This is a genomic window from Blastococcus sp. SYSU DS0552, from assembly GCF_054050815.1.
Genome location: NZ_JBJHAB010000003.1, coordinates 148289 through 172484, shown reverse-complemented (window position 1 = coordinate 172484; position 24196 = coordinate 148289). Strand labels below are relative to the sequence as shown.

Below are 24196 nucleotides of genomic sequence, written 5' to 3'. Positions count from 1 at the left end.
AGGCCACCCGGCCCGGATGCCCAGACCACCGCAGGACCCGCACCACCACCCCCGGCGTCACCGGAGGTGCGCACCACCACATCCGGCTCCCCGCCGCGGCAACCGTCGCGCGGGAGCCGCCCACAGACTTCGCAGGGCGAGCCAGTCCGCCGTACCCCGCGCGGCGGCCCGCCCCGCCCAACCCGTGCTCCTGCGCGGCCGCCAGTCCTCTCGATCGGCGCCCGGGAGCAGCACAGGAGGCGAGAGCCCTCGTGGCTGACACCGACCACCCGACCACCGAGAACGACGACACCCAGGAGACCGGGGTCCCGCCGGGCACACCGCAGCCCGCCGAGGCGGAGGTCACCGGCACGCCGGCCACCCCCGACGAAGGGGCGCCGGACGCCGAGGACGCCGACGAGACGGCGGCCGCCGACGACACCGCGGATGCCCCGGACGGCGCCGCGGCCGAGACGCCCGAGCCCGAACCGGCCGGACCGCGGTTCGGCGCCCAGTTCAGCTCACCGGAGCCCACGGCCGTCGTGGCCCGCCCCCGCCGCCGGGCCACCCGGCCGGCCGCCGCGGCCGACCCCGACCACGTCGAGGCCGTCCGACCCGTCGCGGCCGCGCCGATCCCCGCGTTCGTGAGCTTCGTGGCGCCGCCCGACGACGCACCGCCCGCGCCCCGCCGGCGCAGCCGCCGTCCGGCGGAGTCCCCCGAACCCGACGTCGACGCCGCGGGCGACCAGGACGGTGAGGACGCGACCGCCGACGAGGCGCCCCGCTCCCGCCGCAGCCGGTCCCGCCGCCGCCCCGCGGAGGAGGAGCCGGAGCAGGCGGAGGCCGACACCGAGGACGAGCAGGCCGAGGACACCGACGACCGCGACGAGTCCGGCGAGGACCGCGACGAGTCCGGCGAGGACCGCGACGAGGGTGGTTCGTCGGCGAGCCGGCGTCGCCGCCGGGGCCGGCGCGGCCGCGGGCGGGGCCGCAGCGGCGAGGACTCCTCGGACGCCGACTCCGACGAGGACGGCGGCGACGAGCGACCGCAGGCCGACGACACCGAGGACGACGAGACCTCCGGTGCCGCGACCGACACCGACGAGGACGAGGGCGAGGACGAGGGGTCGACCGGGTCGGGCACCCGCCGCCGGCGGCGCCGCCGTCGCCGTGGCGGGAGCTCCGGCGCGGACGAGTCCTCCGACGACACCGACGACGATGACCGTCCCGAGCGGGCCGGGCGCAACGGCCGCAGCACCAGCGACGACGACGTCCGCGGCATCGCCGGTTCCACCCGGCTCGAGGCCAAGCGCCAGCGCCGCCGGGACGGCCGGGACACCGGGCGCCGTCGCCAGCCGATCCTGACCGAGTCGGAGTTCCTCGCCCGCCGCGAGGCCGTCGACCGGAAGATGGTGATCCGCCAGCGCGGCGAGCGGACGCAGATCGCCGTGCTCGAGGACGACGTCCTCGTCGAGCACTACGTCACCCAGGCCTCCGCGACGTCCTTCGCGGGCAACGTCTACCTGGGCCGGGTGCAGAACGTGCTGCCCAGCATGGAGGCGGCGTTCGTCGACATCGGCAAGGGTCGCAACGCCGTCGTCTACGCCGGTGAGGTGAACTGGGACGCCGTCGGGCTCTCGGGCAAGCAGCGCTCGATCGAGCAGGCGTTCAAGTCCGGCGACAAGATCCTGGTGCAGGTCACCAAGGACCCGATCGGCCACAAGGGCGCCCGGCTGACCCAGCAGATCAACCTGCCCGGTCGCTTCCTCGTCTACGTGCCCGGCGGCTCGATGACCGGGATCAGCCGCAAGCTGCCCGACACCGAGCGCCAGCGGCTCAAGGACATCCTCAAGCGGATCGTCCCCGAGGACGCCGGCGTGATCATCCGGACCGCCGCCGAGGGCGCCTCGGAGGAGGAGCTCACCCGCGACGTCAACCGGCTGAAGGCGCAGTGGGACGTCATCAAGCAGAAGTCCGAGTCGACGTCGAACGCGCCGACGCTGCTCTACGGCGAGCCCGACCTGGCGATCCGGGTGATCCGCGACGTCTTCAACGAGGACTTCAAGGAGCTCGTGGTCCAGGGCGACGACGCCTGGGACACCGTCGAGGCCTACGTCGCGCACGTGAGCCCCGAGCTCACCGCGCGGCTGACCCGCTACACCGGCCAGGGCGACGTCTTCCACGACCTGCGGATCGACGAGCAGCTGACGAAGGCGCTGGACCGCAAGGTCTGGCTGCCGTCGGGCGGCTCGCTGGTGATCGACCGCACCGAGGCGATGACTGTCGTCGACGTCAACACCGGGAAGTTCACCGGCTCGGGCGGCAACCTCGAGCAGACCGTGACGCGCAACAACATGGAGGCGGCCGAGGAGATCGTCCGCCAGCTCCGGCTGCGCGACATCGGCGGCATCATCGTCATCGACTTCATCGACATGGTGCTCGAGAGCAACCGTGATCTCGTGCTGCGCCGGCTCACCGAGTGCCTGGGCCGCGACCGCACCAAGCACCAGGTCGCCGAGGTGACCTCGCTGGGCCTGGTGCAGATGACCCGCAAGCGCGTGGGCCAGGGCCTGCTGGAGGTCTTCTCCGAATCCTGCGAGCACTGCCGCGGGCGCGGCATCGTCGTGCACCTCGACCCGGTGGACGAGAAGCGCCGGGGCGGTGGCAACGGCGGCGGGAGCAACTCCGGCGGCGGCAAGGACTCCGGCCGGGACTCCGGCGGCAAGGACTCCGGCGGCAAGGACTCCGGCGGCAAGGACTCCGGCGGCAAGGACTCCGGCGGCAAGGACTCCGGCGGCAAGGACGCCGGTGGCAAGGAGTCCGGGCGCAGCCGCGGCGGCAAGGACGCCGTCGCGAAGGAGGCCGAGGAGGTCGAGGCGACCGGCGCGGGCGGGGCCGAGGCGCCCGCCGGTGACGGCGAGGCCGCCGAGGGCGGCCGCAGCGGCGGACGTCGCAGCCGCGGCCGGCGCAACCGCGGGCAGTCGGGGGAGGAGCGCGCGGCCGAGGACGCCGCCGTGCTCGCCGGCACCCGCGCCGACGACGGGACCCCCGCCGGTGAGCCCGTGGCCGACGGCTCGGCCGAGACGGTCGAGGACGTCGACCCGGTCGTCCCGGCCCCGGTCGCCGGTTCGCCGGAGCCCGGGCGGACCGGCCCGGACGACGCGCCGGCAGGCCCGGAGGCGCCGGTGGTCGTGCCGCCCGCACAGCGGGTCGACGCGCGGGTGACGACGGTCCAGCCGCTGCCCGAGACCGCGCCCGTCCCGGTGCCGGTCGCGGAGACCGAGGCCGAGGACGTGCTCCCGGCCGGTGAGGTCGGCGCCGTCGAGGCGCCGGCCGAGTCCGCGCAGCCGATCACCCCGGCGACGACGACGGCCGACGTCGTCCCCGGCGGGGTGGCGCACGCCGTCGACGCCGGGGCCGAGACCCCGGCAGCACCGGCCGAGCCGGCCGCCGGCGACGGCGAGGCGCCGGCCGCGGCTGCCCGGCCGCGCCGCCGCCGGGCGGCCAGCCGGCCGGCCGGTCCGCCGGTGTCCTAGTCCCTGGCAGTGCCCCGCGGCCCCGTCCGGCGGCCCCGGACGGGGGCGCGGGCCCGGGGGAGCGGGGTCGCCAGGGCCACAGCCGGGGCGTGTCGACCGGTGCGGGCAGCCTCGGGTACGCTGGTCGGGTTGCTGCGCCACCGCGCAGGCGCCTCCGGGTGCCGCCGGGACGGCGTGCGCAGCCGTCCAAGCACCCGGCGCCCCCCGGTCGTGCGCGCCGGACACAGAGCTCGACGTGAAGAAGCTAACGAGGAGTCAGTGGTGTACGCAGTGGTGAAGGCCGGCGGGAGCCAGCACAAGGTGGCCGTGGGCGACACGTTCACGATCAACCGCCTGCAGGGCGCGGCGGGCGACACCGTCGCCCTCCCGGCCATCCTGCTGGTCGACGGCGACACCGTCACCAGCGACGCGGCGGCCCTGGCGAAGGTGACCGTGACCGGTGAGATCCTCGAGCACGGCAAGGGCCCGAAGATCCACATCCACAAGTTCAAGAACAAGACCGGCTACCACAAGCGGCAGGGGCACCGTCAGCCCCTGACCAGCGTCGTGGTCCGCGACATCTCGAAGGGCTGACGCCGACATGGCACACAAGAAGGGCGCCTCGTCCTCCCGCAACGGCCGCGACTCGAACGCGCAGCGCCTCGGCGTCAAGCGTTTCGGTGGCCAGGTCGTGAAGGCCGGCGAGATCATCGTCCGCCAGCGCGGAACCCACTTCCACCCGGGCCTCGGCGTCGGCCGCGGCGGCGACGACACGCTGTTCGCGCTCGCGCCGGGTTCGGTCACCTTCGGCACGCGACGGGGACGCAAGACCGTCTCCATCACTGCGGTCGAGGCCTGAAAGAGGACCCCGTCCTCCTCTGGACGGGGCCGACAAGCAGTTCGCTTCGCGACGAGCGCACGGGCCGACCGGCCCGTGCGCTCGTCGCGCTTGACAGGTAGGTAGGAGGCGGCGCGGACTCGTCCGCTCGACACCCATGGCCGCTTTCGTCGATCGGGTCACCATCCACGTCGCTGCCGGCAACGGCGGGCACGGCGTCTCCTCGGTGCACCGCGAGAAGTTCAAGCCGCTCGGTGGGCCCGACGGGGGCAACGGCGGGGACGGCGGCGACGTCGTCCTCGAGGTCGACCCGAACGTGCACACCCTGCTGGACTTCCACCACCGACCCCACCAGAAGGCGGCCAACGGCCGCCCCGGTGCGGGCAGCAACCGGCACGGCGCCCGGGGCGAGGACCGCGTGCTGCGGGTGCCCGAGGGCACCGTGGTCAGCACCCCCGACGGCCGCGTGCTCGCCGACCTGGTGGGCGCCGGCACCCGCGTGGTGCTCGCCCACGGCGGCAAGGGCGGGCTGGGCAACGCCGCGCTGGCCAACCCCCGCCGCAAGGCGCCGGGGTTCGCGCTGCTCGGTGAGCCGGGCGAGGCGTTCGACGCGGTGCTGGAGCTCAAGAGCATCGCCGACGTCGGCCTCGTCGGGTACCCGTCGGCCGGCAAGTCCTCGCTGGTCGCCGCCATGTCCGCGGCCCGGCCGAAGATCGCCGACTACCCGTTCACCACGCTGGTGCCCAACCTCGGCGTGGTCCGCTCCGGCGACACCGTCTACACGATGGCCGACGTGCCCGGCCTGATCCCGGGCGCCTCGGCCGGCAAGGGGCTGGGCCTGCAGTTCCTCCGGCACGTCGAGCGCTGCGCCGTCCTGGTGCACGTCATCGACATGGCGACCATGGAGTCCGGCCGCGACCCCGAGACCGACATCGACGCGCTGGAGCGCGAGCTCGCGGAGTACGGCGGGGAGGAGCTCGACCTCGTCGGCCGGCTCCGGATCGCCGTGCTCAACAAGATCGACGTCCCCGACGGCCGCGAGCTGGTCGACCTGGTCCGCCCCGCCCTCGAGGAGCGCGGCCTGCAGGTGTTCCCGATCAGCGCCGTCACCGGCGAGGGGCTGGCGGCCTTCGGGTACGCGCTGGCCGCGGCCGTCGAGGAGCACCGTGCCTCGCTCCCGGCGCCCGAGCCGGTGCGGGTGACGCTGACCCCGCGCGCGGTCGACGACTCCGGCTTCACCGTGGAGCGCGACCCTGCCGACCCGGAGGCGTTCGTCGTCCGCGGCGTCAAGCCCGAGCGGTGGGTCCGGCAGACCGACTTCACCAACGACGAGGCCGTCGGCTACCTCGCCGACCGGCTCAACCGCCTCGGGGTGGAGGAGCAGCTGGCCCGTGCCGGCGCCCGCGAGGGCGACGCCGTGACCATCGGCGACGTCACCTTCGACTGGGCGCCGACGCTTCCGGCGGGCACGCTCACCGCCGAGGAGTCCGCGGGCCTGGGTGGCCGCGGGACCGACAACCGGCTCGAGGTCACCGAGCGCATCGGGGCGGCCGAGCGACTGGCGGCCAAGCGCGCCCGCCGGGTGCCCTTCGAGGTCACCGAGGACGGCTGGACCGACGAGGACCTCGAGGGGATGGACGACGACCTGCCCGGGAAGGACCCCCGGTGACCCGCGCGGCCGCCGAGACCGCGGCCCGGCCCTCGATCGCCGGCGCGGGCCGGGTCGTGGTCAAGGTCGGCTCCTCGTCGCTGACCACGCTGCCCGGGGGCCTGGACGTCGCACGCCTCACCGCGCTGGTCGACGCCCTCGCCGCCGTCCGGGCGTCGGGCCGGGAGGTGGTCCTGGTCTCCTCGGGCGCGATCGCCGCGGGGCTGGCGCCGCTCGGCCTCGACGGGCGCCCTCGTGACCTCGCCACCGCGCAGGCGGCGGCGAGCGTCGGGCAGCTGCGCCTGGTGCAGACCTACGCCGACGCGTTCGCCCGGCACGGGATCACCGTCGGCCAGGTGCTGCTCACCTCCGACGACCTGACCCGGCGCAGCCACTACCGCAACGCGCAGCAGACGGTCGACAAGCTGCTCAGCCTCGGCGTCCTCCCGGTGGTCAACGAGAACGACACCGTGGCCACCGAGGAGATCCGCTTCGGGGACAACGACCGGCTGGCCGCGCTCGTCGCCCACGTCGCGCGGGCCGACGCGCTGGTCCTGCTCTCCGACGTCGACGGCGTCTACGACGGCGACCCGCGCATCGGCCCGGCGCAGCTGGTCGACACCGTGCGCCACCCGGCGGACCTCGCCGCCGTCGCCCTCGGCTCGGCCAGCCGCAACGGCGTGGGCACCGGCGGCATGGCGACCAAGGTGGAGGCGGCCTTCATCGCCGCGCACGCCGGCGTCCCGGTCGTCGTGACCTCCACGCCCCAGGCCGCCCCCGCGCTCGGTGGGAACCGGGTGGGCACGCTGTTTGCCCCCATGGGCAAGCGGCCCAGCGCCCGCCAGTTCTGGCTGCGCTACGCCAGCCGCCCCCGCGGCCGCCTGGTCCTCGACGACGGCGCGGTGGCCGCTCTCCGGGAGCGGCACGCCTCGCTGCTGGCTGCGGGAATCACCGGCGTCGTGGGGGAGTTCCTCGCCGACGACCCGGTGGAGCTGGTCGGGCCGGACGGCGTGGTCGTCGCCCGCGGGCTGGTCGCCTACGACGCCCGCGAGCTGCCGTCGCTCCTCGGGCGCAAGACCGGCGACCTGCCGCCCGAGCACCGCCGGGAGGTCGTGCACCGCGACGAGATGGTCCTGGTCGGACGCCTGCGCTGAGGGCTGCAGCCCGGCTGAGAGACTGCCCGGGTGACCATCCGCCCCATCCGCGAACTCGGTGACCCGGTGCTGCGCACCCCCTCCGACCCGGTCCGGGCCTTCGACGGCTGGCTGGCCGCGTTGATCCGCGACCTCGAGGACACCGTCGACCACCCCGGCCGGGCCGGGGTGGCGGCTCCCCAGATCGGCGTAGGCGTCCGCGCGTTCTCCTACAACATCGACGGGGTCATCGGGCACATGGTGAACCCGGTCATCGTCGAGCGGTCCGAGGAGATCCAGGACGGCGACGAGGGCTGCCTGTCCGTGCCGGGGATCTGGGCGCCGACCGTGCGCGCGATGCGCTGCGTCGCCGAGGGCTTCGACGTCGACGGCAAGCCGCTGCGGCTGGAGGGCGAAGGGCTGATGGCCCGCTGCCTCCAGCACGAGGTGGACCACCTCGACGGCAAGGTGTTCCTCGACCGGCTCACCGGCGACGCCCGGAAGGCCGCGCTGCGGGCCCTGCGCGACCGCTGATCCGGCGCGGTCCGACGGGTCGAGCGCAGGGGGCTCAGCCGCCGGACGACGCGCAGTCGGCGCAGGTCCCGAACACCTCGAGATCGTGCTGCACGTCGGCGAAGCCGTGCTCCGCGGCGATGCGGGCGGCCCAGCGCTCGACCGGGGGGTCGGCGACCTCCACCGTCATGCCGCACGAGCGGCACACGAGGTGGTGGTGGTGGCTGGGGGAGCAGCGGCGGTAGGCCGCCTCACCGTCGGGGCTGCGCAGCACGTCGAGCTGGCCGTCGTCCACGAGGGCCTGCAGTGCCCGGTAGACCGTCGCCAGCCCGACCGAGTCACCGCGCTCGCGCAGCAGCGCGTGCAGGTCCTGGGCGCTGCGGAAGCCGTCGAGCTCCTCCAGCAGCGCGAGGACCGCGCTGCGCTGGCGGCTCGGCCGCCGGGCGCTGCCGTCGGTCTGGTCGGCTGTGCTCACCGTGCACCTCCCGTCCCGGGCCCGCCGGGGACCGTCGCCGTGCCGTGCTCGTCGTAGTGGACTCCCGCGCCGGTCAGGTGGGGGGCGTGCAGGTGGCCGTCGTGGTCGTAGTCGACGTGGTCGCCGTGCGGTACCGGCCGGTGGCCGCACCCCTCGCCGTGCTCGTGCGGATGGGCGCCGTGGACCGGGCCGCGCCGCCGGTGCCGACGGCGCGCGGTGGCCTCCCGCAGCGCCACCGCGCTGGACACGACGAGGAAGACCGCGATCGCCAGCAGCACGATCGTCCCGCCCGAGGGGGTGCCGGTGTAGTACGACGCCGTCGTCCCGGAGACGCTGACCACCAGGCCGATGCCGCACGCCAGGTAGAGCGCCTGCCGGAAGCTGCGCGCCAGCAGCTGCGCCACCGCGCTGGGCACGATCATCAGCGCGCTGATCAGGAGCAGGCCGACGATGCGCATGGAGAGCACCACGGTGGCGGCGACCAGGGCGGCGAGGACGACGTTCAGGGCGAGGACCGGGAGGCCGACGGCCCGGGCGTACTCCTCGTCGTCGCTCACCGCGTAGAGCCGCTGGCCCAGCAGGGCGACGGCGGCGAGCACGGTGAGCGCGATGACCGCGAAGACGACCAGGTCGCCGGCGCCGGTGGTGGTGATGGCGCCGAAGAGGTAGGCGTCGAGGTTCGTGGCCTGGCCCCTCGGCGCAAGGCTGAGCAGCACCACGCCACCGGCGATGCCGCCGTAGAAGAGGACGGCGAGCGCGACGTCGCCGCTGGTGCGGCCGCGGGCGCGGACCAGTTCGATGAGCACCGCGCCCAGGACGGCCGCGACCAGGGCCGCGCCCACCGGGGCGGTGGAGGTGAGCACCCCGATCGCCACCCCGGTCAGGGCGACGTGCCCGAGACCGTCGCCGAGCAGCGAGAGCCGGCGCTGGACGAGGAAGACCCCCACCGCCGGCGCGACCAGCCCCACCATCAGCGAGGCGAGCAGGGCGCGCTGCATGAACCCGTACTCGAGGACCTCCACGTCAGCGGCTCCCCTTCGCCGTCCGCGCCGTCACGGTCGGCTGGTCGAGCCGGTACCCCGGCCGTTCCGGCTCCGCCGCTTCCCCGCAGTGGTGATCGTGGCCCGTGGCCGGCTCCGCGCCGGTCAGCGGCCCGTCGTAGGCGATCCGCCCGTGGTCGACCACGACCGCGCGGGTGAGCACGCCGGCCAGCGGCGCGGTCTCGTGGGTGACCACGAGCAGGGTGGTGCCGGTCCCCGACACGCGGCCGAGCACCTCGGCCAGCGCGTGCTGGCTGGCGGCATCCACCCCGGCGGTCGGTTCGTCCATGATCAGCAGCTCGGGCTGGGCGGCCAGCGCCCGGGCCACCAGGACGCGGCGCTGCTGGCCGCCGGAGAGGGAGGCGACCGGCTCCTCCATGCGGTCCGCGAGCCCGACGGCGGCGACGGCCTCGCCGACCGCCACGCGGTCGGCCGCTCCGAGCCGCCGGAACAGGCCCAGCCTGGCCAGCCGGCCGACCGACACGACCTCGCGGACGGTGGCGGGTACCGCTCCGCTGACCGTGTGCCGCTGCGGCACGTAGCCGATCCGCCCGCGTTCGCGCAGCCGGCCCACCGGCGCGCCGAGGACCTCGACCTCTCCGTCGAGCACGGTGGCCAGGCCCAGCAGCCCTCGGGCGAGGGTCGTCTTCCCCGAACCGTTCGACCCGAGGATCGCCACCGCCTCGCCGTGCCGCACCGTCAGCCCGACGCCCGTCACGATCGGCACGTCGTCGTAGCCGATGCTGGCGTCGCGCAGCCGGACGGCGGCGCCGGAGCGTGCGGTCATGAACAGGACTGGCCTTCCTGCAGCGTGGCGAGGTTGGCGCGCATCACCTGCAGGTAGTCCTCGCCCGCGGACTCGTCGGTGAGCCCCTCGATCGGGTCGAGCACGGCGACCTGCGCACCCGCCTCCTCCGCGACCGTCTCGGCGACCGCGGGGTCGACCAGGGTCTCGGTGTAGACGGTCGTGATCCCGTGCTCCCGGACCAGGTCCGCGATCTCGGCCTGCTGCGCAGGGCTGGGCTCCTGGGACGGGCTCAGCCCGCTGATGCCGACCACCTCCAGACCGTAGCGCTCGCCGAGGTAGCCGAAGGCGTCGTGGCTGGTGACCAGGGTGTCGACGGCGCAGTCGGCGAGCCCGGCCTGCATCTCCTCGTCGAGCGACTCCAGGTCCGCCCGCAGGGCGGCGGCGTTCTCCTCGTAGGTCGACGCGCCGTCGGGGTCCAGCTCGGCCAGCCGCTCGGCCAGGGCGTCGCCCACGGCGGCCAGCCGGGTCGGGTCCAGCCAGAAGTGCGGGTCGGTCGACTCGTCGCCGTGGGAGTGCTCCTCCTCGGCGTGCTCCTCGGCGGCGTGCTCGTCGTCCGCGTGCTCGTCCTCGGCGTGCGCTTCGTCGGCGTGCTCCGCGTGCTCGCCCTCGACGAGGTCCGCGGCCTGGCCGGCGTCCCAGGCGGCGTCGCCGGCCTCGGAGGCGGCAGCCTCGTCCAGCGCCGGCTGGAAGCCCTCCAGGTACACGAGCAGGTCCGCCTCCCCGACGGCGGCGACGTCGCGCGGGGTCAGTTCGAGGTCGTGCGCCTCGGCTCCCGACGGCGTCAGCGAGGAGACGGAGACGCGCTCCCCGCCGACGCGGGCCGCGGCCCACTCCAGCGGGTAGAAGCCCGCGACCACGGAGACCTCGTCGCCGCTCGCACCGCCCCCGCCGTCGGATGCGCACCCGGCGGCGAGGAGCACGCCGGTGGTGGCGAGAGCGGTGAGGGCGGCCCGGGAGGCGGCAATGCGCATGAGAATCATTCTCGCACGTCGGGTACGTGGGCGGTCCAGGGGCCCGGACGGAGGTGGGGCGGGGGCGCCCGCCGCGTACCCTCACGGGCGTGTCCGACGTCTCCGGCCTGCCCTTGATCGGTGCCGCCGCGCTGCGCGCGAAGGCCGCCTCCCGCGTGCTGCGCACCCTGCCGACCGACGCCAAGGACGCCGCGCTGACGGCGATGGCGGACGCGCTGGTCGAGCGCACCGACGAGATCCTGACCGCCAACGCGGCCGATGTCGCCGCCGCGCGGGCCGACGGCACGCCGGAGGCGATCGTCGACCGGCTGCGCCTGGACGCCGGCCGCGTCGCCGGCGTCGCCGACGCGCTGCGCCAGCTGGTCGCGCTGCCCGACCCGGTGGGCGACGTGGTGCGCGGCTCCCGGCTGCCCAACGGGCTGGAGCTGAAGCAGGTCCGCGTCCCGCTCGGCGTGGTCGGGATCGTCTACGAGGCGCGCCCGAACGTCACCGTCGATGCCGCGGGCCTGTGCCTCAAGAGCGGCAACGCGGCGCTGCTGCGCGGGTCGGCGTCGGCATTCGGCACCAACGCCGCGCTGCTCGCCGTCCTCACCGAGGCCGGGGAGAAGGCCGGGCTGCCCGCCGGGTTCGTCGAGCTGCTCCCGGCCGACCGCGCGTCGGTGGGGGAGCTGCTGAACGCCCGCGGTCTGGTCGACGTGGTGATCCCGCGCGGCGGCGCCTCGCTGATCCAGCGGGTGGTGCGCGAGTCGCGGGTGCCGGTCATCGAGACCGGGGAGGGCAACTGCCACGTGTACGTCGACGCCTCCGCCGATCCGGAGATCGCCGAGGCGGTGGTGCTCAACTCCAAGACCCACCGGGTGAGCGTCTGCAACTCCGCGGAGACGCTGCTGGTGCACCGCGACGTCGCGTTCCTGCCCCGGTTGCTCGCCGCGCTCGCCGGCGCCGGCGTCACGCTGCACGGTGACGACGCCGCCCGGTCCGCGCACGACGGCGTCGTCCCCGCCACCGACGAGGACTGGGGCACCGAGTACCTCTCGATGGACATGGCGGTGCGGATCGTCGACGACCTGCCGCAGGCCCTGGAGCACATCGCGCGGTGGAGCACCGGCCACACCGAGGCCATCGTGGCCGACTCGGCCCGCGCCATCGCCGACTTCACCGCCGGGGTCGACGCTGCCGCCGTGCTGGTCAACGCCTCCACCCGGTTCACCGACGGCGGCGAGTTCGGCTTCGGCGCCGAGATCGGCATCTCCACCCAGAAGCTGCACGCCCGGGGCCCGCTCGGCCTGCCCGAGCTGACCTCCACCACGTACGTCGTCACGGGGTCCGGCCACACGCGCTGACCCTGCCGCCTCCCGAGGAGCCGCATGCCCCGCCCGCCGTCGCAGTCCCCCCACTTCTCGTCGGTCGCGGACGTCAGCAAGCGGCTGTCCACCGCCGGCTACCTGCCCGACGCGCAGATCGCGACGACGGTCTTCCTCGCCGACCGCCTCGGCAAGCCGCTGCTGGTCGAGGGACCGGCGGGCACCGGCAAGACGGAGCTGGCCAAGGCGCTCGCCGCGGCCACCGGGTCGGAGCTGATCCGCCTGCAGTGCTACGAGGGCCTGGACGAGGCACGCGCGCTGTACGAGTGGAACTACAAGAAGCAGCTGCTGCGCATCCAGGCGTCCCAGGCCGAGGGCGGCGCCGACTGGGACACCGTGCACGACGACATCTTCGGCGAGGAATTCCTGCTCTCCCGGCCGCTGCTGACCGCGATCCGCCGCACCGAGCCGACCGTGCTGCTCGTCGACGAGACCGACAAGGCCGACGTCGAGGTCGAGGGGCTGCTGCTCGAGGTGCTCAGCGACTTCCAGGTCACCATCCCGGAGCTCGGCACCATCGCGGCCACCCGCCGGCCGACCGTCGTCCTCACCTCCAACGCCACCCGCGAGCTCTCCGAGGCCCTCAAGCGGCGCTGCCTGTACCTGGCGCTGGACTACCCGTCGGCCGAGCGGGAGCGGGAGATCGTGCTGTCCCGCGTGCCCGACCTCGCCGCGGGGCTGGCCGACCAGCTGGTGGCCACCGTGCGGGCGCTGCGCGGGCTGGAGCTGAAGAAGTCGCCGTCGATCTCGGAGACCCTCGACTGGGCGCAGACCCTGCTGGAGCTCGGGCTGGACACCCTCGACGAGCCGGCGATGGCCGCGACGCTCGGCGTCGTGCTCAAGCACGCCAGCGACCAGACGCGGGCCGCGGCCGAGCTGCGGCTGAACTGATGGGGCAGCCGGTCGCGCCGGTCCGGGAGCCCGGGGGGCTCGCCGGGCACCTGGACGGGTTCGTGCGGGCGGTCCGCGAGGCCGGCATCCCGGTCGGGATCAGCCAGGCGGTCGACGCCGCGGAGATCCTCACCGTCGTCGACCTGCTCGACCGCGAGCAGCTTCGCCACGGGCTCGCGGCCGTGCTGCTGCAGCGCGCCGCCCAGCGCCCGACCTACGACGTCCTGTTCGACCTGTGGTGGCCGCTCGGCGACCGCCCGGCGCCCGACGCGGGGGACGGCGACGGCCCGGGCGAGCCGGGGGAGTCCACCCTCGACGTCCCCGACGACGCCGCGCTCGCCGCGCAGATGCGGGACGAGCTGCTCCAGCTGCTGCAGGACGGCGACCCCGAGGCCCTGCGCCGGTTCGCCCGCGAAGCAGTCGACCTCCTGGGGCAGGGGCAGCCCACCCCGTCGGGGCAGTCGTACTTCAGCTACCGGGTGATGCGGGCGCTCTCGCCGGACACGCTCGTGGCCCAGCTGCTCGCCGGGCTGCTCGGGGAGTCCGGCCGTGGCGGCCTGGCCGAGCAGGTGGCGCGGCAGACGGTGCGCGACCGGCTGGCGGCCTTCCGGACCGCGGTCGAGGCGGAGGTCCGCCGGCGGACGGCGGCGGAGAAGGGCCGCGACCGGGTCGCGAAGAACGCCGTGCGGCCGCTCGCCGACCAGGTCGACTTCCTCCGCGCCCAGTCGGCCGACCTCGCCGAGCTGCGCCGGGCGGTGGCCCCGCTGGCCCGCCGGCTCGCCGTCCGGCTCTCCGCCCGCCGGCGCCTCGGGCGTCAGGGCCGGCTGGACTTCCGCAAGACCGTGCGGGCCTCGCTCGGCACCGGCGGGGTCCCGGTGGTCACCCACCACCGGCCGCGCAAGGTGCACAAGCCCGAGCTCGTGGTGCTCTGCGACGTCAGCGGCTCGGTGGCCGGGTTCAGCCACTTCACGCTGATGCTCACCCAGGCGCTGCGGGAGCACTTCACCGGGGTGCGGGCGTTCGCGTTCGTCGACTCCACCGACGAGGTCACCCGGTTCTTCCGGCCGGGTGTGGACGTCGCCGACGCCATCGCCCGGATCGGCCGCGAGGCCCAGGTCGTGGGCTTCGACGGGCACAGCGACTACGGCACCGCGTTCGACGTGTTCGCCGACCGCTGGGCCTCGGCCATCGGTCCCAAGACGTCGCTGCTCGTGCTCGGCGACGGGCGGACCAACTACCGGCAGCCGGGTGTCCCGGTGCTGGCCGGCCTGGTGTCGAAGGCCCGCTCGGCGCACTGGCTGAACCCCGAGCCGCGCCGGCTCTGGGGGAGCGGTGACTCCGCCGCCGACCGGTACGGCGAGGTCATCGACATGGTCGAGTGCCGCAACGCCGCTCAGCTCGCCGACTTCGTCACCACCCTCTGAGAAGGGACCGACGTGCCGGTGCGCCGGCGGCCCCGAGGTGCTTCCGGGTCGGTGCGTAACCGGACGCTGCCGGCTCCGTTGGACAACGCGGTGCCGACGTGTCGTCACCCGCCGGGGGGGGGGGGGGGGGGGGGGGGGGGGGGGGGGGGTGGGGGGGGGGGGGGGGCCGGGGGCCCGGCGGCCCCCCCCCCCCCCCCCCCCCCCCCCCCCCCCCCCCCCCCCCCCCCCCCCCCCCCCCCCCCGCCCGGGGGGGCGGGGGGCGCGGGCGGGGGGGGGGGGGGGGGGGGGGCGGGGGGGGCCCCCGCCCCGCCCCCCACCCTGGTCGTCGTCGACCACGACCTGGAGGCGTGGCTACCGCTCGTCGACCGGGTCGTGGAGCTGCTGCCGGGCGGCGGGCTGACCGAGCACGCCGCCGGCTGGACGCCGCCGCCGCTGCGGTTCCCGGCGCGCCGAGCCGACCCACCGGCCGGCGAGGCGCTCGTGCGTGCCGAGGCCGTCAGCTACACCCACCGCGGGTCCGACCGCCCGGCGCTCGCGCCGACCGACGCGGTTCTCCTCGCCGGCCGGACGCTCGCCGTGACGGGACCGAACGGCACCGGCAAGTCCACGCTGGCCCTGCTGCTCGCCGGGCTGCGCGCGCCGACCGGCGGGCAGGTCAGGGTCGGGCCGACCCTGCGCACCGGGCTGCGCCGACCCGACCGGCCGCCGGCGCGGTGGCGGGCGGCCGAGCTGGTCGAGCGGATCGGCACGGTGTTCCAGCAGCCCGAGCACCAGTTCCTGACCGGACGGGTGCGCGACGAGCTCTCCCTGGGACCGTTGCGGGCCGGGGCCGACCGGACGGCGGCCGGCCGGCGCGCCGACGAGCTGCTCGAGCGGCTGGGGCTGGCCCCGCTCGCCGAGGCCAACCCCTTCACCCTCTCCGGTGGCCAGCAGCGCCGGCTGTCGGTGGCGACCGCGCTGGCGACCCGGCCGCCGGTGCTGGTGCTGGACGAGCCGACCTTCGGCCAGGACCGCGACACCTGGGCCGAGCTGACCGCGCTGCTGGCCGAGCAGCAGGGCGAGGGCCGTGCGCTGTGCCTGGTCACCCACGACACGGCCGTCGTCCGCGCGCTGGCCGACGACGTGCTCCGCCTCGGCGACCCGGTGCCGGCACCGTGAGCGCCCCCCTCACGCTCGGCCCGGCCCGGACCGTCCCGCTGTCGGCGATCAATCCCGTCGCCCAGCTCTCGGCGATCGTCGTCCTCACCGTCGTCCTGCTCGTCAGCGGTGACTGGGTGACGCCGTCGGTGGTCCTCGCCGCGGAGCTGGCGCTGCTGCCCGCGGCGGGCCTGACCACGCCGCGGTCGGTCCTGCGCCGCACGTGGCCCCTGCTGCTGAGCGCGGCCGGTGTCGCCTGGGTCAACGTCGCGTTCGGCACACTCGACGGCGCAGCGGCGTGGCTGAGCGGGGCCACCTGGGGGCTGCGGGTGATCGCGTTGGCCCTGCCCGGCGTCCTGCTGGTCTCCTCCACCGACCCGGTGCGGCTGGCCGACGCGCTCACCCTGCACTGGCGCGTCCCCACCCGCTTCGCCTACGGGGCGCTCGCCGCCCTGCGGCTGGTGCCGCTGCTGGCCACCGAGTGGCAGACCATCCGCCTCGCCCGCCGCGCCCGGGGCGTCGACGCCGGTGCCAGCCCGGTCGCCCACGTCCGCCTGTTCGCCGGCACCGCGTTCGCACTGCTCGTCGGCGCGATCCGGCGGGGGAGCCGGCTGGCGACGGCGATGGACGCCCGCGGCTTCGACTCCGGGATCTCCCGCAGCAACGCGCGGGGCTCCACGCTGCACCGGCGCGATGCCTGGTTCGTCGCCGCCGCCGTCGCGGTGTGCGTGCTCGCCGTGGCCGCGAGCGTCCGATCCGGATACTGGTCGCCGGTGTTCGTCGGCTGATGGTGTGATCCGCACGACATCAGGTTTGACGCCCGGGGCCACGACCCATAGGTGATGGTTAGGCCAGCACGCGGCAGCAGCGGGCCTCGACGGAGGAGAGCACAGGCGTGACAGGGCAGGCGGCCGGCACGATCTGGCCCTCGGCGTACCCGCCTGCGGCCGAGCCCGTCCTCGTCTGGGACCTGCACGACGTCGCCGAGCTCCCGGGTGTGCGCGCGCAGGTCCGCCACCGGGTGACCGGCCCGGGGATCGGTGACCTGCTCGACCGGCTCGTGCTCGCCCTGGACGAGATGGCGTCGAACGCGCTGCGCCACGGTGGCGGTGAGGTGCGGGCGGCCCTCCGCACCACCGGCGCCGCCTACCTCGTCGAGGTGACCGACCAGGCGCCGCACCGCCCGCCGGCACCGGCCGTCGGCCGCGACCCGAGCCTGGGGGGACTGGGCCTCTACCTGATCGCCGAACTGGCCGCCGCGCACGGCTGGTACGTCGCCGCGGGGCGCAAGCACGTCTGGGCGATGCTGGGCCGCTGAGCGGCCGTCAGCCGTGGGGGTGCAGCCGGACCGCCACGAGCGCGACGTCGTCCTGCAGCGCCTCGGCGGGGCGCAGCCGGTCGAGGACGGCGTCGCAGAGCTCCGGCAGCGGCCGGCCACCGAGGTCGGCCAGCGCCGCGCGCAGCCGGGCGGTGCCCTCGTCGAGCGAGAGGTCGCGCCCCTCGACCAGGCCGTCGGTGTAGAGCAGCACGGTCGTCCCGCGGGGCACCGTCACCACCGTCTCCGTGCGCCGCGTCTCCGGGTCGACCCCGAGCATCAGCTCGGCCCGTTCCCCCGCCAGCTCCTCGATCCGCCCGTCCGGCCACAGGACCAGCGGCGGCGGGTGGCCGGCGTTGGACCAGCGCAGCCGGGTCATGCCGGCGGCGCGCTCCTCGGCCGTCTGCTCGACGCGCACGACCGCCGCGGTGGCCAGCGTGCCCACGTGCAGGCCGCGGATGGCGGCGTCGAGGTCGGTGAGCACCTCTGCGGGGCCGATGTCGCGGTAGGCGATGCCGCGCAGCATGCCGCGGAGCTGCCCCATCGCCGCGGCCGCCTCGGTGTCGTGCCCGACGACGTCGCCGATGACCAGCACGGTCGCGTCCGAGGGCTGCTGGAAGGCGTCGTACCAGTCGCCACCGACCTCCGCCACCGCCATCGCCGGCTGGTAGCGCGCCACGATCTCGGCGGAATCGGGCTGCGGCGGTGCGGTGAGCAGGCTGCGCTGCAGACCTTCGGCCAGCCGGCGCTGCTGCTCGTAGAGCCGGGCGTTGTCCAGCGCCAGCGCCACCCGGCCGGCGACGTCGCGCACAGTGGCGACGTCCTCCTCGTCCGGCAGCGGGCGGTCGGCGGACCGGTAGGCGCTGAGCGCCCCGAGCGTCCGGCCCCGGGCGGCCAGCGCCATCGTCACCGCCGACTGCGGCGCCAACCGCCAGAAGGCGTCGCTGACGTCGCCCGGTGGCAGGGTCTGCCCCACGGCCACCCCGACGTCGGGGACGACCAGGACCTGCCCGGAGGCGAGCGCCCGCATGATGGGGGCGTCGGGGGGCAGAGCGGCCAGCCGCAGCGCGGCGTAGCGGCGGACGGCGTCCCGGTACTCCGGGTCGCGGTGCCAGCTGGCGACGTCCCGCATCCGGCCTTCCTCGTCGGCGAGGCTCAGGATCGCCCAGTCGCCGAGCTCGGGCACGAGCAGCTCGGCGACCCGCTGCAGCGCCTCCTCCTCCCGCTGCCGGGTGTTCAGCGACGCCGACACGGCCGTGGTGGCGTGCGCGACCAGCGCGAGCCGGGCGGCGCTCCGCCGGGCCTTCTCCTCGGCCGCCCGGCGCTCGGTCACGTCGAGGAAGGACACCGACAGACCGTCGGGCGTGGGCCAGGCGCGCACCTCGAACCACGCGGCCAGCGGCGGCGGGTAGTAGGCCTCGAACAGCTGCTCCTGCCCGGTCGACACCGCCGTCCGGTAGTGCCGTTCGAAGTCGCTGTCCACGGCCGCCGGGAACCGGTCCCAGACGACCTGCCCGATCAGCTCCTCGCGCGAGGCGCCCAGCACCCGCTCGGCCTCGGTGTTGACGTAGGTGAAGCGCCACTCCCGGTCCAGCGAGAAGAACGAGGCCTTCATCGCCTCCAGCAGGCGGGCGAGGCGGACGTCCTCCTGCCGCTGCGGCGTCGTGTCGTAGGCGGCGCCGAGCAGCCGCACCGCGGTACCCCTGTCGTCGGAGACCGCCCGGCCCCGGCCCCGCACCCAGCGGGTCAGCCCTGTCGGCAGCACGACCCGGAACTCGGCCTCGTAGTCGCCGCGCCCCTCGATGGCCGTCTGCAGGGCCTCGGTCGTCCGCTCCCGGTCGTCGGGGTGCACCCGGGCGACGAAGGAGTCGATCCTCTCGTCGAACCCCGCTCGCTCGTAGCCGAAGAGGGCCAGCATCCGGTCGTCCCAGAGCAGCCGGCCCGTGACCAGGTTCCAGTCGAAGCTGCCGATGCCGGCGGCGTCGATGGCCAGCTCGAAGCGCAGCCGGTGCGCCTCGTACTCCGCCGTGAGCGCCATGAGCTGGAGCTCGGTGCTGACCGAGTCGGCGAGCTGGCGGAGCAGGGTCACGTCCCGCTCTGTCCAGGCCCGTGCCCGGGGCTCGTACGCGCACAGCGCACCGAGCGGGTCCCCACCCGTGGCCCGCAGGGGGATGCCGAGGAAGGCGCCGACCTGCCCGGACCGGACGGGGTCGCGGTCGGCCACCCGCTCGTCGCGGGCTGCGTCCGGCACGACGAGGGGGCCGTCGGCCGTCGCGGCGACGGCGCACAGCGAGGAGGCCAGCGGCAGCCGGGCCCCGATGCCGCCGGGTGGCAGGCCGGTGCCGGCCACCGCGGTCTGCACCTCGCCGACGAGGGAGACGTCGACGGACTCGCAGTCCAGCAGCCGGGTGGCCAGGTCGGTGAGCCGCTGCAGGCTGCGGTTGCCGAGGGCCTCGCCGGCCAGCCGGCGCACCGCCTCGGCGCGGTCGGCGATGCCCGTCGCCGAGCGTTCGGCAGCGCCCCGGGGGGCCGGCCCGTCAGGGAGCTCGGCGGCGGTCACGTGGGTTTCCCTCCCCAGACGGTCCGCGGGTGGCCGGCGGCACGGCTGCTCCGTTTGCGCGGCGAGAGGTGCAGAGCCTGTCACACCGGTCGGCCGGGCGCGCGGATCGCGTCTGCGAGGGGACCGGGAGGAGGGCGGGAGAGGGCGGGTGGGGGGTTCGGTAGCCGGGGCGGGCGCCCGGGCGGGGACCGGACCGGCGAGTGGTCCGGCCCGCCGTCGGCGGGCGCCCGCCGACGGCGGGAGGAAGCGGACGGGATGCCCGTCCACCGGCACGTGCCACGAGCTCCGCGACGTCGTCCGACGCCTCGTCCCGGAGCACCGCGCCGGGACGTCGGACCGCGGCCCCGGGCGGCGTCGGGACCCTGCCGGTCGGTGGACCGGTGGCCCCTCCGCCGCAGCCGGCCAGGCGCCGCCGGTCGGAGACCCGGGCGGTCGCGAGGGGGATCGCGCCGCCGGGCACCGGCAGGGGCCTGTCGTCCACCCCGCCGGACGGTTCCGGGCCCGCGTTGCCCGCCGTCCGCGATCCGTGCCTCCCTGGAGGGTCCGCGCGCTGCGTGCTGGGCAGCAGCCGGGCGGGGGGACGAGGCCGGATTCGTGGAGCGGCGAGGTCTGCGGGCGCCCGGAGGGCACCGTCGGGGGTGGGCCAGGTGCGGCCGAGGTCGGCCGAGGGGGACGCGCTCGCGGGACCGAGTCGACGATCCGCGACAACCCGGGGAAGAGGGAGGTCGGGGCCGGCGTGCTCGACGGGAGAGCGGTGGACGGCTGCCGCGGCTGGATGCCGTGGTCGCGCTGCAGGATCAGCCGGGCGCGGGAGGCGCCGGGCGGGGGTGCGCCGAGGGTGCCCGCACGGTGAACGGCGAGGGGAAGGTGCCGTTCGCGGGCCCGGTTCGTCGCGGCGGGGGCGGAGACCCGCGGACCGGGCACCCCGCCGGGTCGCCGCGGGCCCCGGCTCCACCGGATCCCTGCGGGGACCGCGGTGCCGGTACCCGGGGGGTGCGGCCCGCCGGGCCGGGGGTGCGGACCGGGAGGAACGGCGGCGTGGACCGCGCCCCGTACCGACCCGAGGACGGCCAGTCCCCCGGTGGACGCCAGCCGGCCGATGGCCGGCTCCGTACCGAGGGTTCCGTGGAACTCGGGTGGGTGGTGGGGCGAGCGGTCGCGTCAGGTGCGGCCGTACCGGTTCGCGACCCCGGCGACGAGGCCGGTCCCGCGGGAAGGAGCGCCGCGGCGGGGGAAGGCGCCACGGGCTGGACGGAGGGGGTGCTGGGCATCTCGCGCAGCACCACGGGGGGATCGAGGTCGCGCAGCACCGGGGACGCGGGGCGGCCCCAGGCGAGGTGCCGGCCCTGCTCGCCGGCGCCCCACAGCGCCATCCGGCGGGTGAACCCGCGCAGCGCCGCACGGCGCCGACCGGGCACCGGGGCGGGAGGCGCGGCGGTGCGCCACGCCAGGTTCTGACCCTGCTCGCCGGCACCCCACAGCGCCATCCGGCGGGTGAACCCGCGCACCCCGCCCAGGGGCTCGCGGACCCGCTCGGGGACCACGGTCACCCGAGGACTGAACACCGGCGGAGCGGGCACGTGCGGGGCACGGGCTGCAGGCGCCGGCTGGACCGACCGCAGCGGGACGGGCCGGGCCGCCGCGCGGTGCGTGGCCGGCCGGGGGCGCGGGCGCGGACGGACCTCGTCCGCCCGGTCCAGGACGTCGATGAGACCCACCAACGCGCTGGCCGGCTCGCGCGGGGAACGGTCGGCGCGCGCCGCTGAGTCCGCCGGCCTGACGGCCTGCCGGCTGCTGCTCATGTCGCCTCCCGAAGTCGTGTCCGCAGCAGGGGAAGGTGCCGCGGACAAGGAGAAACGTATGGATCGGCGGGCCCGGCAGCCGGTTCCTCCGACGCCTCGCCGGAACCGCGTGACCCAACCGTTGCCCAACCCCTGCGCACCGGTCGGTGACCCCTCGCCCGGCGCATGCCCTTGTCGATTCGACGGCCCTCCGCGAGCGTGGACGGGCCGATCCGGGCCGTCGGTCACTTCCGGACGGCTCCGGCACGCCCGGCGTGTCGGCACCGGCCGGAGCGCGGCCGGCCCGTGCGGACCGGCCGGACCGGGGCGGGCCCGTGCGGACCGGCTTGCGAGGATGCGGCGGTGACCGAGCGCACCCCCCTGGTGATCGACACCGACCCCGGCATCGACGACGCCCTCGCCATCCTGCTGGCCCTGGCCAGCCCGGAGGTGGACCTGCGGCTGGTCACCACGGTGCACGGCAACGTGGAACTGGCGCAGGTCACCGAGAACGCCCTGCGGGTGCTGCGCCTGGCCGGGCGTTCCGACGTGCCGGTGGCCGCGGGCGCCCGCGCCTCGCTGGTCCACCCTCAGCCGGAGCGGGCCGGCCACGTGCACGGCGACGCCGGGCTCGGCGGCGTCGAGCTGCCGCCCTCCCCTGCGGCCGTCGACCCCCGCCCCGCGGTCGTCGCCCTGGCCGAGACGCTGCTGGCCGAGAGCACGCCGGTGACGGTGGCCGCGATCGGCCCGCTCACGAACATCGCGCTGCTGCTGGCCGTGTACCCGGAGGCCGCGGAGCGCATCGGGCGGCTCGTCGTCATGGGCGGTTCCGCCTCCCGCGGGGGCAACGTCACCGCCGCCGCGGAGTTCAACATCTGGTCCGACCCGGAGGCGGCGCAGGCCGTCCTCTGCTCCTCGGTGCCCGCCGTCCTGGTCGGCCTGGACGTCACGCTGCCCACCGTGCTCACCGAGGAGGGGATCGCCCGCTTCGCCGGTGCGGGCCCGGTCGGCCGCAGCGCGGCGGCGATCCTGCAGCAGTACGTGGACCACGCCCGGGACGCGTACGGCACCGCGGGCGTCGTCGTGCACGACGCCCTGGCGCTCACCGAGGCCATCGCCCCGGGCACCCTCGGCACCGTCCGGCGCGACGTCGTCGTCGACACCACGCTGGGCGCCGGCCGTGGGCAGACCCTGGTGGACCGCCGGGCGGTCTCGAGGTCCGCGACGGCGGTCGAGGTGGCCGAGACGGTCGACAGCGCCGCCGCCGTCGAGTTCCTGGTCTCCCGGCTGGCGCGGCTGGACGGCTGACTAGCGGCGCGCCTGCGTGCCCGTGACGATGCCGGCGGCGATGTCGCGGAGCTTGCGGTTGTAGCGCTGCGATGCCTGGCGCAGCACCTCGAAGGCCCGATCGGCGTCGATCCCCTGCTGGGCCATCAGCACGCCCTTGGCCTGCTCGATGACCGCGCGCGACTCCATGGCGATCCGCATGTTGCGGGCCTGCTCGGTCATCTGCGCGTGCGCGTCGGCATTGGCGACGGCGACCGCGATGCTCTCGGCCACCCCGAGGGCGGCGGCCAGCGACCCGGGGTGGGCGAACGCCGCGGGCCGGGTCGAGTACGCGTTCAGGGCGCCGATGCTCGACCCCTGGTAAGGCAGCGGCACCGACAGCGAGCTGCGGACAGGGGTCGCGCGCACGCGGGCCACGTAGGCGGGCCACCGCTCCTCGGTGCGCACGTCGTCGATCCGCAGGACGACGCCGCCACGGCCGGCGTCCAGGCAGGGACCGCTGTCCTCGGCGTACTGCAGCTCGTCGGCCGCCAGCGCCATCTCGCCGCGGTAGCCGGCCGTGAAGGCCTTGTCGCCGCGGACCAGCGTCGTGGACACGGCGTCGGCGCCGGGGACGGCCCGGGCCGCGATCGTGGTGATCTCGGTGAGCACCTCGGTCAGCTCTCGGCCGCCCAGGGTCACCCGGGCGAGCTCGCGAAGGACGTCGTCCACCGGCACAGTCTGCCCGGCGGGACCCGCACCGGTCGCCCCCCTTCGCGCGTGGCGTCCCCATCGGTCAGGATGGTGCGATCCGGGCCGGGTCCCGGGGTACCCGCGGAGCAGACGCGAGAGGACGAGATGGCCGACGAGCTGGCCCCCGACGCGTGGCCGACCGCGCCCGTCCCCTCCGTCCCCGGTGACGTCTGGCACTGGCAGCTGGAAGCCATGCACGTGGTGTCCCGCGTGCGCACCGATCTGCGCGCGCGGATCGCCCACCCGTCGGTCTCCGCCGCCTCGACCGAGGACGCCCGGGACGGGCTGCTCCTGGTGTTCGAGGAGCTGGCGTCCAACGCGCTGCGGCACGGCGGGGGCGACGTGCGGGCCCTGGTCGTCGCCGGCCCCGCCGGCTGGCTGCTCGACCTCAGCGACGAGGCACCCGACCGCCCGCCCGTGCCGGCCGTCGACCGGGACCCGGCGCTGGGCGGGATGGGCCTGCACCTCGTCGCGCAGCTCTCCACCGCCTACGGCTGGGAGGAGCGGCCGGGCCGCAAGCACGTCTGGGCGCTGCTGCCCTCGGGGCGGGAGGCCGTCGAGGGGCTGCGCGACCGGCTGCCCGAGCAGCGCTCACCCGGCCTCCACCGGGACTGACGGAGGACCCCCTCCTCCTCACCCCTCGCACGCTCGGGGCGAGCCTCCGGAGGGGGCCGTCCCAGCACCTCACCAGGCGGGGTCGGGCCGGTGCACCGTCCCTGCAGCCGTGCCATGCCGCGGCTGTTCGTCCGGCGGTCCGGCTGGACCCGGGGAGCCCCGCCCCAGCG

The 24196-nt window shown here is 76.1% G+C and carries 20 protein-coding genes; 14 read left to right on the top strand and 6 right to left on the bottom strand.

Translation table 11 applies throughout. The features are described from left to right. The first annotated feature begins 251 nt into the window (after window positions 1–251). From ACI8AG_RS04475 to ACI8AG_RS04450, 6 genes are all read left to right on the top strand, one after another. Window positions 252–3515 (top strand): Rne/Rng family ribonuclease, encoded by a 3264-nt coding sequence (locus ACI8AG_RS04475; RefSeq protein WP_456596073.1) that lies wholly within the window; start codon window positions 252–254, stop codon window positions 3513–3515. A 261-nt stretch (window positions 3516–3776) separates the two neighbouring features. Beyond that, window positions 3777–4088, top strand: coding sequence for a 50S ribosomal protein L21 (rplU, locus tag ACI8AG_RS04470; protein ID WP_092195728.1), 312 nt, complete (start codon window positions 3777–3779; stop codon window positions 4086–4088). 7 nt (window positions 4089–4095) lie between these two features. Then, window positions 4096–4353, top strand: coding sequence for a 50S ribosomal protein L27 (rpmA, locus tag ACI8AG_RS04465; protein ID WP_014375373.1), 258 nt, complete (start codon window positions 4096–4098; stop codon window positions 4351–4353). A 136-nt stretch (window positions 4354–4489) separates the two neighbouring features. After that, the gene (gene obgE / locus ACI8AG_RS04460) at window positions 4490–6001 is read left to right on the top strand and encodes a GTPase ObgE (RefSeq protein ID WP_456596072.1); all 1512 of its coding nucleotides are present in this window, start codon (window positions 4490–4492) and stop codon (window positions 5999–6001) included. Beyond that, window positions 5998–7134: a glutamate 5-kinase gene (gene proB / locus ACI8AG_RS04455; RefSeq protein WP_456587597.1), complete on the top strand. Its 1137-nt coding sequence runs from the start codon at window positions 5998–6000 to the stop codon at window positions 7132–7134. The genes obgE and proB overlap by 4 nt, the downstream gene beginning before the upstream one ends. A 30-nt stretch (window positions 7135–7164) precedes the next feature. Beyond that, window positions 7165–7647 (top strand): peptide deformylase, encoded by a 483-nt coding sequence (locus ACI8AG_RS04450; protein WP_456587596.1) that lies wholly within the window; start codon window positions 7165–7167, stop codon window positions 7645–7647. A gap of 34 nt (window positions 7648–7681) precedes the next feature. On the opposite strand, the gene ACI8AG_RS04445 is transcribed toward ACI8AG_RS04450, so the two are convergent. From ACI8AG_RS04445 to ACI8AG_RS04430, 4 genes are read right to left on the bottom strand one after another with little or no spacing between them, the layout of a single operon-like run. After that, window positions 7682–8101, bottom strand: a complete 420-nt coding sequence (locus ACI8AG_RS04445) for a Fur family transcriptional regulator (RefSeq protein ID WP_456596071.1) — start codon at window positions 8099–8101, stop codon at window positions 7682–7684. After that, window positions 8098–9123, bottom strand: a complete 1026-nt coding sequence (locus ACI8AG_RS04440; protein WP_456596070.1) for an iron chelate uptake ABC transporter family permease subunit — start codon at window positions 9121–9123, stop codon at window positions 8098–8100. The genes ACI8AG_RS04445 and ACI8AG_RS04440 overlap by 4 nt, the downstream gene beginning before the upstream one ends. A 1-nt stretch (window position 9124) precedes the next feature. Further along, complete coding sequence (locus ACI8AG_RS04435; RefSeq protein WP_456596069.1) at window positions 9125–9928, bottom strand: metal ABC transporter ATP-binding protein; 804 nt, start codon at window positions 9926–9928, stop codon at window positions 9125–9127. Next, window positions 9925–10920: a metal ABC transporter substrate-binding protein gene (locus tag ACI8AG_RS04430; protein ID WP_456596068.1), complete on the bottom strand. Its 996-nt coding sequence runs from the start codon at window positions 10918–10920 to the stop codon at window positions 9925–9927. Before ACI8AG_RS04430 ends, ACI8AG_RS04435 begins: the two co-directional genes overlap by 4 nt. A gap of 89 nt (window positions 10921–11009) precedes the next feature. Here ACI8AG_RS04430 and ACI8AG_RS04425 point away from each other — a divergent pair, with 89 nt between their 5' ends. The 6 genes from ACI8AG_RS04425 to ACI8AG_RS04400 all read left to right on the top strand — a co-directional run bounded on the left by ACI8AG_RS04425 (window position 11010) and on the right by ACI8AG_RS04400 (window position 17054). Then, entirely contained in the window at window positions 11010–12263 is a 1254-nt protein-coding gene (locus ACI8AG_RS04425) for a glutamate-5-semialdehyde dehydrogenase (protein WP_456596067.1), read from the top strand. Window positions 12264–12287: 24 nt separating this feature from the next. Then, window positions 12288–13175, top strand: coding sequence for an AAA family ATPase (locus ACI8AG_RS04420; protein ID WP_456587590.1), 888 nt, complete (start codon window positions 12288–12290; stop codon window positions 13173–13175). Beyond that, window positions 13175–14599, top strand: coding sequence for a vWA domain-containing protein (locus ACI8AG_RS04415; protein WP_456596066.1), 1425 nt, complete (start codon window positions 13175–13177; stop codon window positions 14597–14599). Before ACI8AG_RS04420 ends, ACI8AG_RS04415 begins: the two co-directional genes overlap by 1 nt. A 372-nt stretch (window positions 14600–14971) precedes the next feature. Beyond that, a complete protein-coding gene (locus ACI8AG_RS04410) occupies window positions 14972–15757 on the top strand; it encodes an ABC transporter ATP-binding protein (protein ID WP_456596065.1) in 786 nt (261 codons plus the stop codon). Further along, window positions 15754–16524: an energy-coupling factor transporter transmembrane component T family protein gene (locus ACI8AG_RS04405; protein WP_456596064.1), complete on the top strand. Its 771-nt coding sequence runs from the start codon at window positions 15754–15756 to the stop codon at window positions 16522–16524. The genes ACI8AG_RS04410 and ACI8AG_RS04405 overlap by 4 nt, the downstream gene beginning before the upstream one ends. Window positions 16525–16631: 107 nt before the next feature. Continuing rightward, window positions 16632–17054: an ATP-binding protein gene (locus ACI8AG_RS04400; RefSeq protein ID WP_456589833.1), complete on the top strand. Its 423-nt coding sequence runs from the start codon at window positions 16632–16634 to the stop codon at window positions 17052–17054. Between the two features lie 7 nt (window positions 17055–17061). On the opposite strand, the gene ACI8AG_RS04395 is transcribed toward ACI8AG_RS04400, so the two are convergent. Further along, the gene (locus ACI8AG_RS04395) at window positions 17062–19611 is read right to left on the bottom strand and encodes a SpoIIE family protein phosphatase (protein WP_456596063.1); all 2550 of its coding nucleotides are present in this window, start codon (window positions 19609–19611) and stop codon (window positions 17062–17064) included. 2144 nt (window positions 19612–21755) lie between these two features. On the opposite strand from ACI8AG_RS04395, the gene ACI8AG_RS04390 reads away from it, so the two are divergent. Continuing rightward, window positions 21756–22700, top strand: a complete 945-nt coding sequence (locus tag ACI8AG_RS04390) for a nucleoside hydrolase (RefSeq protein WP_456596062.1) — start codon at window positions 21756–21758, stop codon at window positions 22698–22700. Here the strand turns inward: ACI8AG_RS04390 and ACI8AG_RS04385 are convergent, their stop codons facing one another. Then, entirely contained in the window at window positions 22701–23390 is a 690-nt protein-coding gene (locus ACI8AG_RS04385) for an ANTAR domain-containing protein (RefSeq protein ID WP_456596061.1), read from the bottom strand. Between the two features lie 126 nt (window positions 23391–23516). Between ACI8AG_RS04385 and ACI8AG_RS04380 the strand changes: the two genes are divergently transcribed. Beyond that, window positions 23517–24026, top strand: coding sequence for an ATP-binding protein (locus ACI8AG_RS04380; protein WP_456589837.1), 510 nt, complete (start codon window positions 23517–23519; stop codon window positions 24024–24026). The last annotated feature ends 170 nt before the right edge of the window (window positions 24027–24196 follow it).

Bases quoted from the DNA above. Each gene is read 5' to 3' on its own strand.
- ACI8AG_RS04435 (WP_456596069.1), bottom strand. From the start codon at position 9,928: ATGACCGCACGCTCCGGCGCCGCCGTCCGGCTGCGCGACGCCAGCATC.
- obgE (WP_456596072.1), top strand. From the start codon at position 4,490: ATGGCCGCTTTCGTCGATCGGGTCACCATCCACGTCGCTGCCGGCAAC.
- ACI8AG_RS04415 (WP_456596066.1), top strand. From the start codon at position 13,175: ATGGGGCAGCCGGTCGCGCCGGTCCGGGAGCCCGGGGGGCTCGCCGGG.
- ACI8AG_RS04380 (WP_456589837.1), top strand. From the start codon at position 23,517: ATGGCCGACGAGCTGGCCCCCGACGCGTGGCCGACCGCGCCCGTCCCC.
- ACI8AG_RS04420 (WP_456587590.1), top strand. From the start codon at position 12,288: ATGCCCCGCCCGCCGTCGCAGTCCCCCCACTTCTCGTCGGTCGCGGAC.
- rpmA (WP_014375373.1), top strand. From the start codon at position 4,096: ATGGCACACAAGAAGGGCGCCTCGTCCTCCCGCAACGGCCGCGACTCG.
- ACI8AG_RS04430 (WP_456596068.1), bottom strand. From the start codon at position 10,920: ATGCGCATTGCCGCCTCCCGGGCCGCCCTCACCGCTCTCGCCACCACC.